This window comes from Streptomyces sp. SID13726, from assembly GCF_010548375.1.
GTDB lineage: Bacteria > Actinomycetota > Actinomycetes > Streptomycetales > Streptomycetaceae > Streptomyces.
In genome coordinates this window covers 1-15,115 of sequence record NZ_JAAGLY010000036.1, presented here as the reverse complement: position 1 = coordinate 15,115, position 15,115 = coordinate 1, and the positions used below count along the sequence as shown (strand labels likewise).

General features: G+C 71.0%; 11 protein-coding genes. 2 read left to right on the top strand and 9 right to left on the bottom strand.

Going from position 1 to position 15,115, the window contains the following annotated elements:
* Positions 1 to 34 precede the first annotated feature (34 nt).
* From G3I78_RS43865 to rplU, 4 genes are all read right to left on the bottom strand, one after another.
* The gene (locus tag G3I78_RS43865) at positions 35 to 1,585 is read right to left on the bottom strand and encodes an alkaline phosphatase D family protein (RefSeq protein ID WP_164435566.1); all 1,551 of its coding nucleotides are present in this window, start codon (positions 1,583 to 1,585) and stop codon (positions 35 to 37) included.
* Between the two features lie 256 nt (positions 1,586 to 1,841).
* On the bottom strand, positions 1,842 to 3,278 hold the full coding sequence (obgE, locus tag G3I78_RS43860) for a GTPase ObgE (RefSeq protein WP_164435565.1): 1,437 nt from the start codon (positions 3,276 to 3,278) through the stop codon (positions 1,842 to 1,844).
* A 118-nt stretch (positions 3,279 to 3,396) separates the two neighbouring features.
* Positions 3,397 to 3,651: a 50S ribosomal protein L27 gene (gene rpmA, locus G3I78_RS43855; protein WP_164435564.1), complete on the bottom strand. Its 255-nt coding sequence runs from the start codon at positions 3,649 to 3,651 to the stop codon at positions 3,397 to 3,399.
* 14 nt (positions 3,652 to 3,665) lie between these two features.
* The gene (gene rplU / locus G3I78_RS43850) at positions 3,666 to 3,986 is read right to left on the bottom strand and encodes a 50S ribosomal protein L21 (protein ID WP_164435563.1); all 321 of its coding nucleotides are present in this window, start codon (positions 3,984 to 3,986) and stop codon (positions 3,666 to 3,668) included.
* Between the two features lie 299 nt (positions 3,987 to 4,285).
* Between rplU and G3I78_RS43845 the strand changes: the two genes are divergently transcribed.
* Together G3I78_RS43845 and rfbC are read left to right on the top strand one after the other, a co-directional pair.
* Positions 4,286 to 6,316: a glycosyltransferase gene (locus tag G3I78_RS43845; protein WP_164435562.1), complete on the top strand. Its 2,031-nt coding sequence runs from the start codon at positions 4,286 to 4,288 to the stop codon at positions 6,314 to 6,316.
* Positions 6,317 to 6,364: 48 nt separating this feature from the next.
* Positions 6,365 to 6,958, top strand: a complete 594-nt coding sequence (gene rfbC, locus G3I78_RS43840) for a dTDP-4-dehydrorhamnose 3,5-epimerase (RefSeq protein ID WP_164435561.1) — start codon at positions 6,365 to 6,367, stop codon at positions 6,956 to 6,958.
* Between the two features lie 30 nt (positions 6,959 to 6,988).
* On the opposite strand, the gene G3I78_RS43835 is transcribed toward rfbC, so the two are convergent.
* From G3I78_RS43835 to G3I78_RS43815, 5 genes are all read right to left on the bottom strand, one after another.
* A complete protein-coding gene (locus tag G3I78_RS43835) occupies positions 6,989 to 8,311 on the bottom strand; it encodes a VCBS repeat-containing protein (protein WP_164435560.1) in 1,323 nt (440 codons plus the stop codon).
* Positions 8,312 to 8,396: 85 nt separating this feature from the next.
* A complete protein-coding gene (rfbD, locus tag G3I78_RS43830) occupies positions 8,397 to 9,281 on the bottom strand; it encodes a dTDP-4-dehydrorhamnose reductase (RefSeq protein ID WP_164435559.1) in 885 nt (294 codons plus the stop codon).
* A complete protein-coding gene (rfbB, locus tag G3I78_RS43825) occupies positions 9,278 to 10,264 on the bottom strand; it encodes a dTDP-glucose 4,6-dehydratase (protein WP_164435558.1) in 987 nt (328 codons plus the stop codon). Before rfbB ends, rfbD begins: the two co-directional genes overlap by 4 nt.
* Positions 10,261 to 11,328 carry a glucose-1-phosphate thymidylyltransferase gene (locus G3I78_RS43820; protein WP_164435557.1) on the bottom strand — a complete coding sequence of 356 codons (1,068 nt, stop codon included), beginning with the start codon at positions 11,326 to 11,328 and terminating at the stop codon, positions 10,261 to 10,263. The genes rfbB and G3I78_RS43820 overlap by 4 nt, the downstream gene beginning before the upstream one ends.
* 223 nt (positions 11,329 to 11,551) lie before the next feature.
* Positions 11,552 to 15,115, bottom strand: coding sequence for an Rne/Rng family ribonuclease (locus G3I78_RS43815; RefSeq protein ID WP_343243994.1), 3,564 nt, complete (start codon positions 15,113 to 15,115; stop codon positions 11,552 to 11,554).

The following is a 15,115-nucleotide window of genomic DNA, read 5'->3' as shown; positions in this document are numbered from 1 at the left end:
CAGGGATGAGTCCCAGGCTCCCCTCACACAGGTTTCACACCAGCCGGACGCCCGGGGTCCCCGAGTCCACCCGCAGCCGGGCCAGCGTGCTCGGCGCCGCCTGCGGCCTGAGGACCGTGTCCACGACCCTGACCTGCGCGTCGACGCCGTCGCGGTCGATGTCGAAGAGGTGGTAGCCGCGGTGGGCGTCGATCAGCTTCCAGTGCGGGTTGTCGGCCCGCAGCGGGTCCCACTGGGCGTGGAAGGCGGCCTGGTCCTGGTCGCCGTTGCTGGAGATCGACGTGCCGACGAACTCGGCGCCGACCACGGCGGAGGACGGGTCGGCGTAGTCCTCCTTGAGGTCGCTGACCATCGTGAGGTGGCGGTCGCCGCTGAGCACGAGGGGGTTGCTCACGTTCCCGAGCTGGCCGAGCAGGGCGTTGCGCTCGGCCTGGTAGCCGTCCCAGGCGTCGTAGTACCAGAGCTTGCCCTCGCCGAGCAGGAGGTCGGTCTCGGCGAGCATGATCTGGGAGGCCACCAGGTTCCAGCGGGCCGTCGAGCCGTGCAGCGAGCCGAGCAGCCACTGCTTCTGCGCGGCGCCGAGCATGGTCAGCCCGGGGTCCTGGGCGCCGGACTGGCTGGTGGCCTGGTCGCTGCGGAACTGCCGGGTGTCGAGGATGTTGAGCCGGGCGAGGCGGCCGAAGTCCAGCGCGCGGTACATCTGGATGTGCGGGCCGTTCGGCACGGCGCTCGCGCGGACCGGCATGTGCTCGTAGTACGCCTGGTAGGCGGCGGTGAGCCGGGCCACGAAGGCGTCGTGCGGCTGCTTGTCGGGGTCCTGCGGGATCTCGCCGGCGAAGTCGTTGTCGACCTCGTGGTCGTCGAAGGTGACCACGAAGGGCGCGTTGGCGTGCATCTCGGCGAGGTCCGGGTCGGCGCGGTACTGCGCGTACCGGTTGCGGTACTGCACGAGGGTGTACGGCTCCCCGGTGCCCTCGTGGCGGCGCGGGCCGGTCGAGGCCGGCGCGGACTCGTAGATGTAGTCGCCGACGAAGAGCACGAAGTCGGGGTCCTGGGCGAGCATGTCGGCGTACGGCGTGAAGTAGCCGTGCTGCCAGTTCTGGCAGGAGGCGAGCGCCACCCGGAGGCTGCCGCGGGAGAAGGTCCAGGAGGGCGCGGTGCGGGTGCGGCCGGTGCGGGAGAGCTGGCCGCCCGCGCGGAAGCGGTACCAGTAGGTGCGTCCGGCTCCCAGACCCCGTACATCCACGTGAACACTGTGTCCGTATGCGGGCAGCGCCTGGGCGGTGCCCCGGCGCGTGACCTTCGCGAAGCGCTCGTCCTCGGCGATCTCCCACTCCACCTCGACCGCGCTGTCGGGCATGCCACCGCCGTGCAGCGGGTCGGGGGCGAGGCGGGTCCACAGCACGATGCCGTCCGGCAGCGGGTCGCCGGAGGCCACGCCGAGGCCGAAGACACCGTCCGGAAGTGCGGCGGCGGCCGCTCTCGCGGTGGCCGGCAGCCACAGTTGCGCGGAGGCCGCGGCGCCGAGGACGGCGGCACCAGCGGTCAGAAAGCGGCGCCGGTCGGGCGAGGTGACTCGGGTCATGACGAACTCCCTTGCGTCGCTGGCCTCTTGGACACCCTGGAAGCTCATGCTCCGGGGCGGTCCGCCTGCTGAACCCGAGCGTTCGCGTGCATGACAAACAGATAGCAAACAGGAGACCCGTTGCGACTCGGGAATCACATGATGAACGTGATCTTGTCGCAACGGGCCTCAGGACACCGCCGTGTGACGATCTTTTAGATTGAGTTTGTCTTCGGGAGGAAATTCACCTTCCGGACACCCCCGGCGGGGCCGGGGCTCAGAAGGGCTCGAAGTCGTCGAACTCCTGTGCTGCCTCGTCGCGCTCGGCCTGCTTGTCGCGCCTGCGCTGGGCGGCGGGACGGGGCTCCTCGAAGCGGTGGTCCTCGCCACGCCGGCCGAGCATCTCGGCGCCGGCCATGACCGTCGGCTCCCAGTCGAAGACGACCGCGTTCTCCTCGGGGCCGATGGCGACGCCGTCGCCGGAGCGGGCGCCCGCCTTCATCAGCTCCTCCTCGACACCGAGGCGGTTGAGCCGGTCGGCGAGGTAGCCGACGGCCTCGTCGTTGTTGAAGTCGGTCTGGCGCACCCAGCGCTCCGGCTTCTCGCCGCGCACCCGGAACAGCCCGTCGTCCTCGCGGGTCACGGTGAAGCCCGCGTCGTCCACGGCCTTGGGCCGGATGACGATCCGGGTCGCCTCCTCCTTGGGCCGCGCGGCCCGCGCCCTGCCGACCAGGTCGGCGAGCGCGAAGGACAGCTCCCGCAGGCCGACGTGCGCGACCGCGGACACCTCGAAGACCCGGTATCCCCTGGCCTCCAGATCCGGCCGCACCATCTCGGCGAGGTCCTTGCCGTCCGGTACGTCGGTCTTGTTCAGGACGACGATCCGCGGCCGGTTGTCGAGGCCGCCGTACTCCCTGAGCTCCGCCTCGATGATGTCGAGGTCGGAGACCGGGTCCCGGTCGGACTCCAGCGTGGCGGTGTCCAGGACGTGCACGAGGACGCTGCACCGCTCGACGTGGCGCAGGAACTCGAGGCCCAGGCCCTTGCCCTGGCTGGCGCCCGGGATCAGACCCGGCACGTCGGCGATGGTGTAGACGGTCTCGCCGGCGGTGACCACACCGAGGTTCGGGACCAGCGTGGTGAAGGGGTAGTCGGCGATCTTCGGCTTGGCCGCTGAAAGGACGGAGATCAGCGAGGACTTCCCGGCGCTCGGGTAGCCGACCAGCGCCACGTCGGCGACGGTCTTGAGCTCCAGGACGATGTCCTGGAGGTCGCCGGGCACGCCGAGCAGCGCGAAGCCGGGGGCCTTGCGGCGGGCGGAGGCCAGCGCCGCGTTGCCGAGTCCGCCGCGGCCGCCCTGGGCCGCGATGTAGGTGGTGCCCTGTCCGACCAGGTCGGCGAGGACGTTGCCCACCGCGTCGAGGACCACGGTGCCGTCCGGCACGGGCAGGACCAGGTCCTGGCCGTCCTTGCCGGAGCGGTTGCCGCCCTCGCCGGGCTTGCCGTTGGTGGCCTTGCGGTGCGGGGAGTGGTGGTAGTCGAGCAGCGTGGTCACGGACTGGTCGACGGTGAGGATCACGTCCCCGCCCCGGCCGCCGTTGCCGCCGTCGGGTCCGCCGAGCGGCTTGAACTTCTCCCGGTGGACGGAGGCACAGCCGTGACCTCCGTTACCCGCGGCGACATGCAGTTCGACGCGGTCCACGAAGGTGGTCATGGTCAGTGCCTCCAGAAAACGTACGGAATACCTATTGCTCTAACACGCGAAAGGCGGACCCGCCTTCCCACCAGGGAAGTGAGGTCCGCCTCGCGAAAAGTTCGGTCTGAGCCTGAGCTCAGGCGACCGGAACGATGTTCACGACCTTGCGGCCACGGTGGGTGCCGAACTGCACCGCACCGGCGTTCAGCGCGAACAGCGTGTCGTCGCCGCCACGGCCGACGCCCGCACCCGGGTGGAAGTGGGTGCCGCGCTGGCGGACCAGGATCTCGCCCGCGCTGACGACCTGACCGCCGTAACGCTTCACGCCGAGGCGCTGAGCGTTGGAGTCACGACCGTTACGGGTGGACGATGCGCCCTTCTTGTGTGCCATCTCTCCTCAGTCCCTTACTTCGCAGCCGCGGGGATCTCAGTGACCTTGATCGCCGTGTACTGCTGGCGGTGGCCCTGACGACGGCGGTAGCCGGTCTTGTTCTTGTAGCGAAGGATGTCGATCTTGACGCCCTTGTGGTGGTCCACGACCTCGGCCTGGACCTTGATGCCGGCCAGCACCCACGGGTCGCTGGTGACAGCTTCGCCGTCGACAACGAGCAGGGTCGAGAGCTCGACCGTGTCGCCAACCTTGGCAGTGGAAATCTTGTCAACCTCAACGATTTCGCCGACAGCAACCTTGTGCTGGCGACCACCGCTGCGCACGATGGCGTACACGCGGATCTCACTCTCTCGCTCGGGAACGGCACCCCCGCAGTCCAGCCGCCCGGCATACGAGCGGCCTCTCCGTGGCACCCGGTGCCCTGGAGGAATGAGGTTTACGGGGATGTGACGTGGCCTGTTCTGCGGACACGTCGACGGTCAAGAGTACGGGGCCGTCAGCGAAGGGGTCAAACCGAGCCGCCTCGAACATGTGCAGCTACCCTGTGACCCCAGGCATACACCTGATGATCACCAGCCGTCCATGGGGCGGCCATACGCCGCAGGGCTTGCGAACAGGAGACAGGTACCAGCAGATGTCGATCAAAGTGAGCGTCATCATCCCGGTCTACAACCCGGGAAAGTACATCGAACCCTGCATCGACTCGCTGCTGCGGCAGACCCTGCCGGCCGAGGAATTCGAAGTCCTCTTCGTGAACGACGGCTCGACGGACGACACCGCCGAGAAGCTGGACTCCCTCGCCAAGGAACACCCGCATTTCCGGGCGATTCACATACCCAACTCCGGTTGGCCCGGAAAGCCCAGGAACATAGGCGTCGGTGAGGCCAAGGGCGAATACGTCCAGTTCGTCGACCAGGACGACTACCTCGCCTCCGACGCCCTGCGCCGCCTGTACGACATGGGCCACCGCAACGGCTCCGACATCGTCATCGGCAAGGTGGCCAGCAACTTCCGCGGGGTCCCGCACGGCGTCTTCCGCCTGGACCGCGAGAAGTGCACCATCCACGACGCCCCTCTGTACGACAGCCTCACCCCGCACAAGATGTTCCGCACGGAATTCCTCCGCGAGAACAACATCGCCTACCCCGAGGGCAAGCGGCGGCTCGAGGACCAGCTCTACATGATGGAGGCGTATTTCCCCGCCAAGGTCGTCTCCATTCTCGGCAGCTACACCTGCTACTACTACTCGAAGCGCGACGACGGCAACAACGCCGGTTCCGCCCGGATCATCCCGTCCGGCTACTACGGAAACCTCCGCGAGGTCCTGGACGTCGTCGTCGCCAACACCGAGCCCGGCGCCTTCCGCGACCTGCTGCTGCGCCGCTTCTACCGGGTGGAGATGCTCGGCCGGCTCAGCGAGCCCAGCGTCCTCAAGTACGACGAGGCCTACCTCGACGAGATGGTCGAGGCCATCCGCCCGCTGGAGCGGGACTTCATGACCGAGGGCGTGCACGACGGGCTCGGCGCGCTCACCCGGGTCCGCTCCACCCTGCTGCGCCGCGACGACCGCCAGGCCCTGGTGCGCTTCGCCCGGTTCATGAGCTCCATCAAGGGCGCGGCCCGCCTGGAGGACGTCGCCTGGCAGCCCGACGGCAAGCTGGCCGTCACCGTCAGCGCCCGGCTCACCCACGGCGAGAACTCCGAGCCGCTGAAGCTGCTGCGCCGCGACGGCCGCGTCTACCTGCACCCCGACTTCGTCGAGGACGTGCTGAAGGACGGCGAGCTGGTCGACGTCACCGACGAACTCGGCGACTTCAAGGCCGAGATGTCGCTGCGCAACCGGGAGACGGCCGTCGAGTGGTCCTGCGCCGCCAAGTACACCTCCGAGGTGGTCGACCTCGGCGACGACGCCTGCGAGGTCGTACTGCGCGGCACCGGCCAGGTCGCCCCGCAGGGCGTCAAGGGCCGCGGCCCGGTCTCCCGCGGCTTCTGGGACATCTGGGTGCCGGTCCGCGGGCTCGGTGTGGTCCGCAAGGCCCGCCTCGGCGCCGACCGCGCGCCCCATGTCGACGCGGACTGCCGCCCGGCGCTGCTCGGCTCGCCCTCGCGCGCGGTGATCCTCTACTTCACCGACCCGCACGGCAACCTCACCCTCGACGTGGCCCGGCGCAGCAAGAAGCTCCAGACCTACCTGGAGGGGCGTCCCGTGCTGCGGATGCCCTCCGGCCGGCCGGAGCTGCGGCTCGACCTGTTCAGCCGCCCGGCGACCGCCCCGTACAAGACGGACCTCATCCTGACCGGCGCGGACGGCCGGACGTTCGTGCTGCCGGGCGAGGTCCGCCATGTCGCGAGCCGCGGTCACGTCGTGCTGCCCGAGCGGGCGGCGGGTGTCCCCGCGGGCGACTGGAAGCTCGCGGCGAAGCTGGACGGCGAGAAGAGCGCGGCCCTCGACCTGTGCGAGGTGACGATCCAGGGCAACGGCAAGGTGCAGATCAGCGCCGCCGTCCCGGTCGTCGACCCGGAGGTCGTGCGCACCGCCCTGGCCAAGCGGCGCAAGGCGGCCATTCGGCGCAGGCTGCGTGCCGTCGGCGGTCCCGTGGTCCGTAGGCTGCCCTCCCCGGCCCGCGAGAAGCTCAGCGGGCTCGCGAAGAAGCTGGTCGGCTGACCACCGTCCGCACCACGGACCCGGACACACAGCAAGGATGTGATCTACATGCGGGAGCTCGGCATCGCCGGCGCCTGGATCCATGAACCGAAGGTCTTTCCAGACGCTCGCGGGAGCTTCCACGAGTGGTTCAAGGGGGCCGACTTCGAGGAGGCGGTCGGCCACCGGCTGGGCCTGTCCCAGGCCAACATGTCCATCTCCAGCCGCGGCACCCTGCGCGGTGTCCACTTCGCCGACGTGCCGCCCAGCCAGGCCAAGTACGTCAAGTGCGTACGCGGCGCGGTGCTGGACGTCATCGTCGACATCCGGGTCGGCTCCCCCACCTACAAGCAGTGGGAGGCCGTACGCCTGGACGACGTGGACCACCACGCGGTCTACCTCTCCGAGGGGCTCGGGCACGCCTTCATGGCGCTGACCGACGACGCGACCGTGGTCTACCTGTGCTCCGAGGGGTACGCCCCGCAGCGCGAGCACGGCATCCACCCGCTCGACACCGAGGTCGGCATCGAGTGGCCCGCGGGCCTGGAGCCGGTCCTGTCCGAGAAGGACGCGGCGGCCCCGACGCTGGCCGAGGCGGAGGCACAGGGCCTGCTGCCGACGTGGGAGGCGTGCCAGGCGTACTACGCGGAGCTGCGCGGCTGAGACACGGGCGGCCTCCGGCCGGTACCGGCGTCAGCCGACCGGCCGGAAGCCCCGTCCCGTACCCGTGATGTCCGGACCGAGGTCCAGGTTCGCCCCGTGGACCGTGAGCATCGGTGAGGTGCCGACCCCGTCCGGTCCGCCGCGCAGCACCTGGACCGCTCCCAGGTCCTGGATGATCAGCTCGTCCGCGCGGTCGCCGTCGGTGTCGAGCATCAGGGCCGCGCCGGCGGGCACGGACTGCGCCCCGGTGACCGTCAGCCCGCGCGCGCTTCCGTGCAGCAGGATGCCGACGCTCTTCCGCTTCTCGGTCTCGGCCGAGAACGCCACGTCGGCGTATCCGTCGCCGTCGACGTCACCGACCTCCGGCCCGCTGCCGAACGAGCAGTAGGAGAAGGGCCCCTGGACGGGCAGCCCCGCCGTCTCCTCGGTGATGCGCGTGGTCTGGAACGTCCCGCCGTACAGCACCTCCACCCGGCTGCCGCCCTCCGGCGGGAAGGGGTCGCCGCGCATCTCGCAGGCGAGTTCCGCCACGACGTCGGCGTATCCGTCCTTGTTGACGTCGCCCACGCTGAGCGCGGTCCCGTAGAAGTCCTTCCACCGCTGCCCCTCGGCCAGCTTCCCGCCGGCGGCGCCCCGGTAGAGCACGGTGGCACGGGCCACGGGCGCCTCGTCCGCCAGAAACGCCCAGCTGACCAGCAGGTCGTCCTTGCCGTCCCCGGTGACGTCCCCGAGGGCGGCGGGCACCGCGCGCGGGTACGCCGGATCGCTCGGCGTCAGATCGAGGGAGACCGACCCACGCGGCGCCCCCTTGCGGCTGAACGGCCCCAGCAGCACCCGTACGGTGTTCTCCTCGCTCCCCGAGACGACGAGGTCGGCGTGCCCGTCCCCGTCCACGTCACCGGTGAGCGGCGCGGCACCGGGGAGCCGGGCCGCCGCGTCGCCGGAGAGCCCCTTGTCGCTCCCCCAGACCACGAAGATCGTGCTGCGGCCCGCCTGGGTGACGAAGTCGGCCCGTCCGTCGCCGTCGAGGTCCGCGGTCACGCTCGCACCGGCGCTGCCGAAGCCGCCGCCCTCGCCCGCCTTGCCGAGTCCGAGCGAGTTCTGGGTGACGACCCGCGGCTTGCCGGTGTTCTCGGGGCCCTTCGCCGATCCGGGCAGGACGGCCGCGTATCCGGCGGCGTACTTCCCGTCGACGGTCGCGCCGGTGTCACCGACGACGAGATCGCCGTACCCGTCCCCGTCGAAGTCGGACCGCACCCCGGGATGACGCGCGGGGCCGTCCTCCGAACCGCCCGACCCGCAGCCGGACAGCACAAGAACCAGGACGACACCCGCGGCAAGCCTTCTGTTCATGTGAACTCGGACTGCCCGAGCGGAACTTGGGTTGTACGAAGAGGGGCCCTTCGTCACGAAGGGCCCCTCTCCTGTCGTACGTCCGTCAGCCGCGCTCGGCCTCGACCAGCGCCGGGAACGCCTCCGTCAGCGCCGCACGCCAGTCGCGGATCGGCTCGATGCCCGCCGCCGCCCACCTGTCGTGGCCCAGCACGCTGTACGCGGGCCGGGGAGCGGGTCGTACGAACGCCTCGCTCGTGGTGGGACGGACCCGCTCGGGGTCGGTACCCAGCTGCTCGAAGATGGCCCGGGTGAAGCCGAACCAGGTCGTCTCGCCGGAGCTGGTGCCGTGGTAGACGCCGGCCGGTGCGGTGCCCGCGAGGGCGCCACGGCCGAGGCGGACCAGCCGGTCGGCGAGGTCGGCGGTCCAGGTGGGCTGGCCCCGCTGGTCGTCGACGACGTCGAGGGTGTCCTTGACGGACTCCAGCTTGATCATCGTACGGACGAAGTTGCCGCCGCCCGCGCCGTACAGCCAGGCCGTGCGCACCACGTAGCCGCGCGACGGCAGCGCGGTCAGGACCGCCTGCTCGCCGACGAGCTTGGTGCGTCCGTACGCGCTGCGCGGCCCGGTGGGCGCGTCCTCGGCGTACGGCTTCTCGGCGTCCCCGGCGAACACGTAGTCCGTGGAGACCTGGAGGAGTACCGCGCCCTCGGCCGCGCACGCCTCGGCGAGGTGCCGGGCGCCGTCGCCGTTGATCCGCAGCGCCTCGTCCTCGCGGGACTCGGCGTCGTCGACGGCCGTCCAGGCGGCGCAGTTGACGACGACGGCCGGGCGGTGGGCGGCGAAGGCCGAGCGCACCGACTCCGGGTCCGTGACGTCGAGTTCGGCGCGGGTCGCCGCGACCGCCGGGATCCCGGCGTCGGCGAGACGCGCCAGGACGTCCTGGGCGAGCATCCCGCCCGCGCCGGTGACCAGCCAGTTGAGCGTCACAGCGCGGCCCGCTCCTTCAGCGGCTCCCACCAGGCGCGGTTGTCGCGGTACCACTGCACGGTCTCCGCGAGGCCCTGCTGGAAGCTCTTGCGGGGCTCGTAGCCCAGCTCCTCGCGGATCTTGGTGCAGTCGACGGAGTAGCGGCGGTCGTGGCCCTTGCGGTCCTCGACGTACTCGACGCTGGTCTCCCAGTCGGCGCCGCACGCCTCCAGCAGCAGCCCGGTGAGCTCCTTGTTGGAGAGTTCGGTGCCGCCGCCGATGTTGTAGACCTCGCCGGCCCGGCCCTTGGTGCGCACCAGCTCGATGCCCTGGACGTGGTCGTCGATGTGCAGCCAGTCGCGGACGTTGGCGCCGTCGCCGTACAGCGGGACCTTCTTGCCGTCGAGCAGGTTGGTCACGAAGAGCGGGATGACCTTCTCGGGGAAGTGGTGGTGCCCGTAGTTGTTGGAGCAGCGGGTCACGCGGACGTCCAGGCCGTGGGTGCGGTGGTACGACAGCGCGATCAGGTCGCTGGACGCCTTCGCCGAGGAGTAGGGCGAGTTGGGCTGCAGCGGGTGCGTCTCGGGCCAGGAGCCCTCGTCGATGGAGCCGTAGACCTCGTCGGTGGAGATGTGCACGAAGGTCTTGATCCCCGCGCGGTGGGCCGCGTCGATGAGGGTGTGGGTGCCGACCACGTTGGTGCGCACGAACTCCGCGCCGCCGTCGATGGAGCGGTCCACGTGCGACTCGGCGGCGAAGTGCACCACCTGGTCGTGCTCGGCCATCAGCTTGCCGACCAGCTCGGGGTCGCAGATGTCGCCCTGCACGAAGGCGAACCCGGGGTGCTCGCGCACCTCGTCGAGGTTGGCCGGGTTGCCCGCGTAGGTCAGCTTGTCCAGGACGGTGATCGACACGTCACCGGGGCCCTCGGGGCCGAGCACGGTACGGACGTAGTGCGAGCCGATGAAACCGGCGCCGCCGGTCACCAGGATGCGCGTGGTCATGAAGAGATCTGCACCTTGCTGTGATCACCGAGCACGAGCCGGTGGGCGGAAGGGTTACGGGGGGCGGGGGTCACCTCGACGTCCCGCCCGATGAGCGAGGCCTCCACGCGGCGCACGCCGGTCACGGACGAGCCGCGCAGCACGATGGAGTACTCGATCTCGCTGTCCTCGATCCGGCAGCCCTCCGAGACGGAGGTGAAGGGACCGATGTACGCGTTCTCCACCACCGTACCGGCGCCGATGATCGCGGGGCCGACGATCCGGCTGCCGCTGACGCGGGCGCCCGCCTCGACGCGCACCCGGCCGATGATCTCGCTGTCCGCGTCGACCGTGCCCTCGTTCACCGGGTCCACGGTCTCCAGGACCGACCGGTTGACCTCCAGCATGTCGGTGACGTTGCCGGTGTCCTTCCAGTAGCCGGAGATCGTGGTGGAGCGCACGTCGCGCCGCTCGTCGATCAGCCACTGGATGGCGTGCGTGATCTCCAGCTCGCCGCGCCAGGAGGGCTCGATGGAGCGGACGGCCTCGTGTATGGCCGGGGTGAAGAGGTAGACGCCGACGAGCGCCAGGTCGCTCTTGGGCTCCTTCGGCTTCTCCTCCAGGCCCACGACCCGGCCGTCGGCGCCGAGTTCGGCGACACCGAAGGAGGTGGGGTTGGGGACCTTGGTCAGCAGGATCTGCGCGTCGGGGCGCTCGCCGCGGAACTCCTCGACCAGACCGGTGATACCGCCGACGATGAAGTTGTCGCCGAGGTACATGACGAAGTCCTCGTCACCGAGGAACTCCTGCGCGATGAGGACGGCGTGAGCGAGGCCCAGCGGCGCTTCCTGCGGAATGTAGGTGACCTTGATCCCGAACTGGGAGCCGTCACCGACCGCCTCGCGGATCTCGTCGGCGGTGTCGCCGACGACGATGCCGACCTCGCTGATCCCGGCCTCGGCGATCGCCTCCAGGCCGTAGAACAGGACGGGCTTGTTGGCGACCGGCACCAGCTGCTTGGCCGAGGTGTGGGTGATCGGGCGGAGGCGGGTGCCCGCTCCCCCGGAGAGCACGAGAGCCTTCACGAAATTCCCTATTTGTCTAAATTAAGTGTCAATCTCGGCTCACATCATAACCCTGTCGCCGGAGCCTCGATTCACCCGTCATTCACATGATCGATCCCCGTACGACAGCTCCCGGCCGGATGCAATCCAGGTGAAACGCGAAATCCGCCCCCGGTGGACCGGGGGCGGATTTCGATCTTCTTATGGCCCATCTCTCACGGGCCGGTTTCCCGGTGACCGGGTGTCAGGCCTCGTCGGCCGGGGTGGAGACGGACCGCGCCGACTGCTGCTCGGCAGCCACCGTCTTCTTCGACGCCGCCTTCTTCGCGGTCGTCTTCTTGGCGACGGTCTTCTTCGCGGCGGTCTTCTTGGCGGCCGTCTTCTTGGTCGCGGCCTTCTTCGCCGTGGCCTTCTTGGCCGTCTTGCGGGCCGCCTTCTTGGCCGGAACCGGTCCCTCGGTGGCCTCTTCGGCACCGGCAGGGGACTCAGCCGCTTCCGCCGCGTCCGCCGCTTCCCCCGCCTCCGCCGACGGGACGACCACGACGGCCGCCTCCTCGGACGCGGTGGGCGCGGTGGCCTTGCGGACGGCTCGGCGCCGCGGACGGGCCGGGGCCGCGCTCTCGGCGGTCTCGGCGACCTCCGCGGGAGCCTCCTCGGCCTGCGGCTCCGCCACCGGCGCGGTCTCGGCGACCGGCGTGCTCTCGGCGACCGTCACCACGGAGGCCTCGGCCCCGGCGGGCGAACCGGCCGGCGCGGACACCTTGCGGGTGGCGCGACGACGGGTACGGCCCTTGGGAGCGGCCTCCTCGGCGACCGGGGCCTCGGCCGGGGCGGACGCGGCGGCCTCGACCACCGGGTCCTCCGCCGCGACGGGCTCGGCCTGCGCCTCGGCGGCCGTCTCCGGCTGCACCGGACGCGCGGCCTCCGCCTCGGCGGGAACACCCTGCGCGGTCGGGACCTCGGCGCTCTCGGCGCCCTCCTCGGCCACCTGCGCCTCGGAGCCGGCGTTCCGCCTCGACCCGGCGCCCCTCGGCGCACCGGCCGGAGCCGACGCACGACGGCTCGCCCGGCGACGGCCACGACCGCGCGTGGCGGCGGCCTCCGCCTCGGCGACGCTGCTGTACAGCTCCTCGTCCGCGTGGAACTCGGGAGGCGTCAGCGCGATCGGCTCGGCCACCTCGGCGGCGACCTCGGCCTCGGTCTCGACCTCTTCCGGAGCCTCGGGCGCCTCCACGGCGACCGCGGCCTCGTGGGTGTGCTCGTGCCCGTCGCCGCCGCGCCCGCGCTTCTTGCGCTTGCCGCCGCCACCGGAGGAGCTGGGCTGCTCCATGTGCACGATGACACCGCGGCCGTTGCAGTGGACGCAGGTCTCGGAGAAGGACTCAAGCAGACCCTGGCCGACCCGCTTACGGGTCATCTGGACCAGCCCCAGCGAGGTGACCTCGGCGACCTGGTGCTTGGTCCGGTCCCGGCCCAGGCACTCCAGGAGGCGCCGCAGCACCAGGTCCCGGTTGGACTCCAGGACCATGTCGATGAAGTCGATCACGATGATGCCGCCGAGGTCGCGCAGCCGCAGCTGACGCACGATCTCCTCGGCCGCCTCCAGGTTGTTCCTGGTGACCGTCTCCTCCAGGTTGCCGCCCTGGCCGGTGAACTTGCCGGTGTTGACGTCGACGACGACCATCGCCTCGGTCCGGTCGATCACCAGCGAACCGCCGCTGGGCAGCCAGACCTTGCGGTCCAGCGCCTTGGCGAGCTGCTCGTCGATCCGGTACGTGGCGAAGACGTCGACCTCGGAGGTCCACTTCGACAGCCGGTCGGCGAGGTCGGGGGCGACGTGCGAGACGTAGCCGTGGATGGTCTCCCAGCCCTCGTCACCGCTGACGACGACCTTGGAGAAGTCCTCGTTGAAGATGTCGCGGACGACCCGGACGGTCATGTCCGGCTCGCCGTACAGCAGCGTCGGGGCGTTGCCGCTCTTCGCCTTCTTCTGGATGTCCTCCCACTGCGCCTGGAGCCGCTCGACGTCCCTGCGCAGCTCGTCCTCCGAAGCGCCCTCCGCGGCCGTACGGACGATGACGCCCGCGTCCTCGGGGACGATCTTCTTGAGGATGGTCTTCAGACGCGCCCGCTCGGTGTCGGGCAGCTTGCGGCTGATGCCGGTCATCGAGCCCTCGGGGACGTACACGAGGTAGCGGCCCGGGAGCGAGATCTGGCTGGTCAGACGGGCGCCCTTGTGTCCGATCGGGTCCTTGGTGACCTGGACCAGGACGGGCTGCCCCGACTTCAGCGCGGCCTCGATGCGACGCGGCCCGTTGGCCATGCCGAGCGCCTCGAAGTTGACCTCACCGGCGTACAGGACGGCGTTGCGCCCCTTGCCGATGTCGATGAACGCGGCCTCCATCGACGGCAGGACGTTCTGGACCTTGCCCAGGTAGACGTTGCCGACGTACGAGGTCGACTGCTCCTTGTTGACGTAGTGCTCGACGAGCACGCCGTCCTCCAGGACGCCGATCTGCGTGCGCTCACCGCTCTGCCGGACGACCATCACGCGCTCGACGGCCTCACGGCGGGCCAGGAACTCGGCCTCGGTGATGATCGGGACACGGCGGCGGCCCTGCTCACGGCCTTCGCGGCGGCGCTGCTTCTTGGCCTCCAGACGCGTGGAGCCCTTGATGGACTGCACCTCGTCGGACGGCTCACCGCCCCGTTCCCGCGGGGGCCGCGGCTCGCGCACCTTGACGACGGTCCGCTCGGGGTCGCCGTCACCGGGCTCGGAGTCGCCGGAGGAGTCCCCGGCCCTGCGGCGCCGACGACGCCGGCGACGGCTGCTGGAGCTGGAGCCGCCGGACTCCTCGGAACGCGCGTCCTCGTCGTCCTCGTCGTCCTGCTCGGCGTCGTCCTCGGACTGCTCGGCGGAAAGCTCGTCGGAGTCCTCGGACTCCTCGTCACCGGACGCGTCGGCGGACTCGCCCCGACGACGGCGACGCCCGCCGCGCCGACGGCGACGCCGCGACCCGGTCTCCTCGGCCTCGTCCCCGTCGACGTCGGCGGAGTCCTCGACGCCCTCGTCCGTCTCGTCTTCTTCCTCTACGACGGTCTCGGCGGCGGTCTCCCGCACCTCGGGCTCGTCGGCGGCACCCCGGCGGCGACGGCGGCGCCGTCCCCCGGTCTGCTCCTCGGCGATCTCCTCGACCGGCTCGACGGCATCGACCTGCTCGGCCGGCTCGCTCTGCCCGGACTCCGCCACGGCGGCGGCCTCGGCGGCGGCCCGCTGCGGGGTCTGGAACTGCGGCTCGGTGAACACGGGCGCCTGGAACACGGCGACGGAGGGGCGGGCCGGGCGACGCGGCGACTCGTCGTCGTCCTCGGCACCGTTCACACGCGCGGGCTCGGAGAACCCGGTGGCGGCCTGCCGCACGGACCGGCGACGGGCACGGCGGGGAGCGGGCTCCTCGACGGGGGCCTCGGCGACCGGGGTCTCGACAGCGGGCGTCTCGGCGGCGGGCGTCTCGGCGACCGGCTCGGGCACGGCGACCGGCTCCGACGCGACGGCCTCGCCCTCGGGGGCCCCGGCGGGCGTGGAGACACGGCGCGTGGCACGCCGACGGCTCCGGCGCGGGGCGCCGTCCTCGGCGTCGGCGGGCTCGACGGCCTCGACGGCCTCGACGGTCTCAGGGGTGTCGGGGACCTCGGGGGCCTCGGCGGCCTCCGGAGCACCGGCGGGCGCGGAAGCACGCCGGCTGGCCCGCCGACGCGCACGCCCGGCAGGCGCCTCGGCCTCCACGGCGTCCTCAGCGGTCTCCAC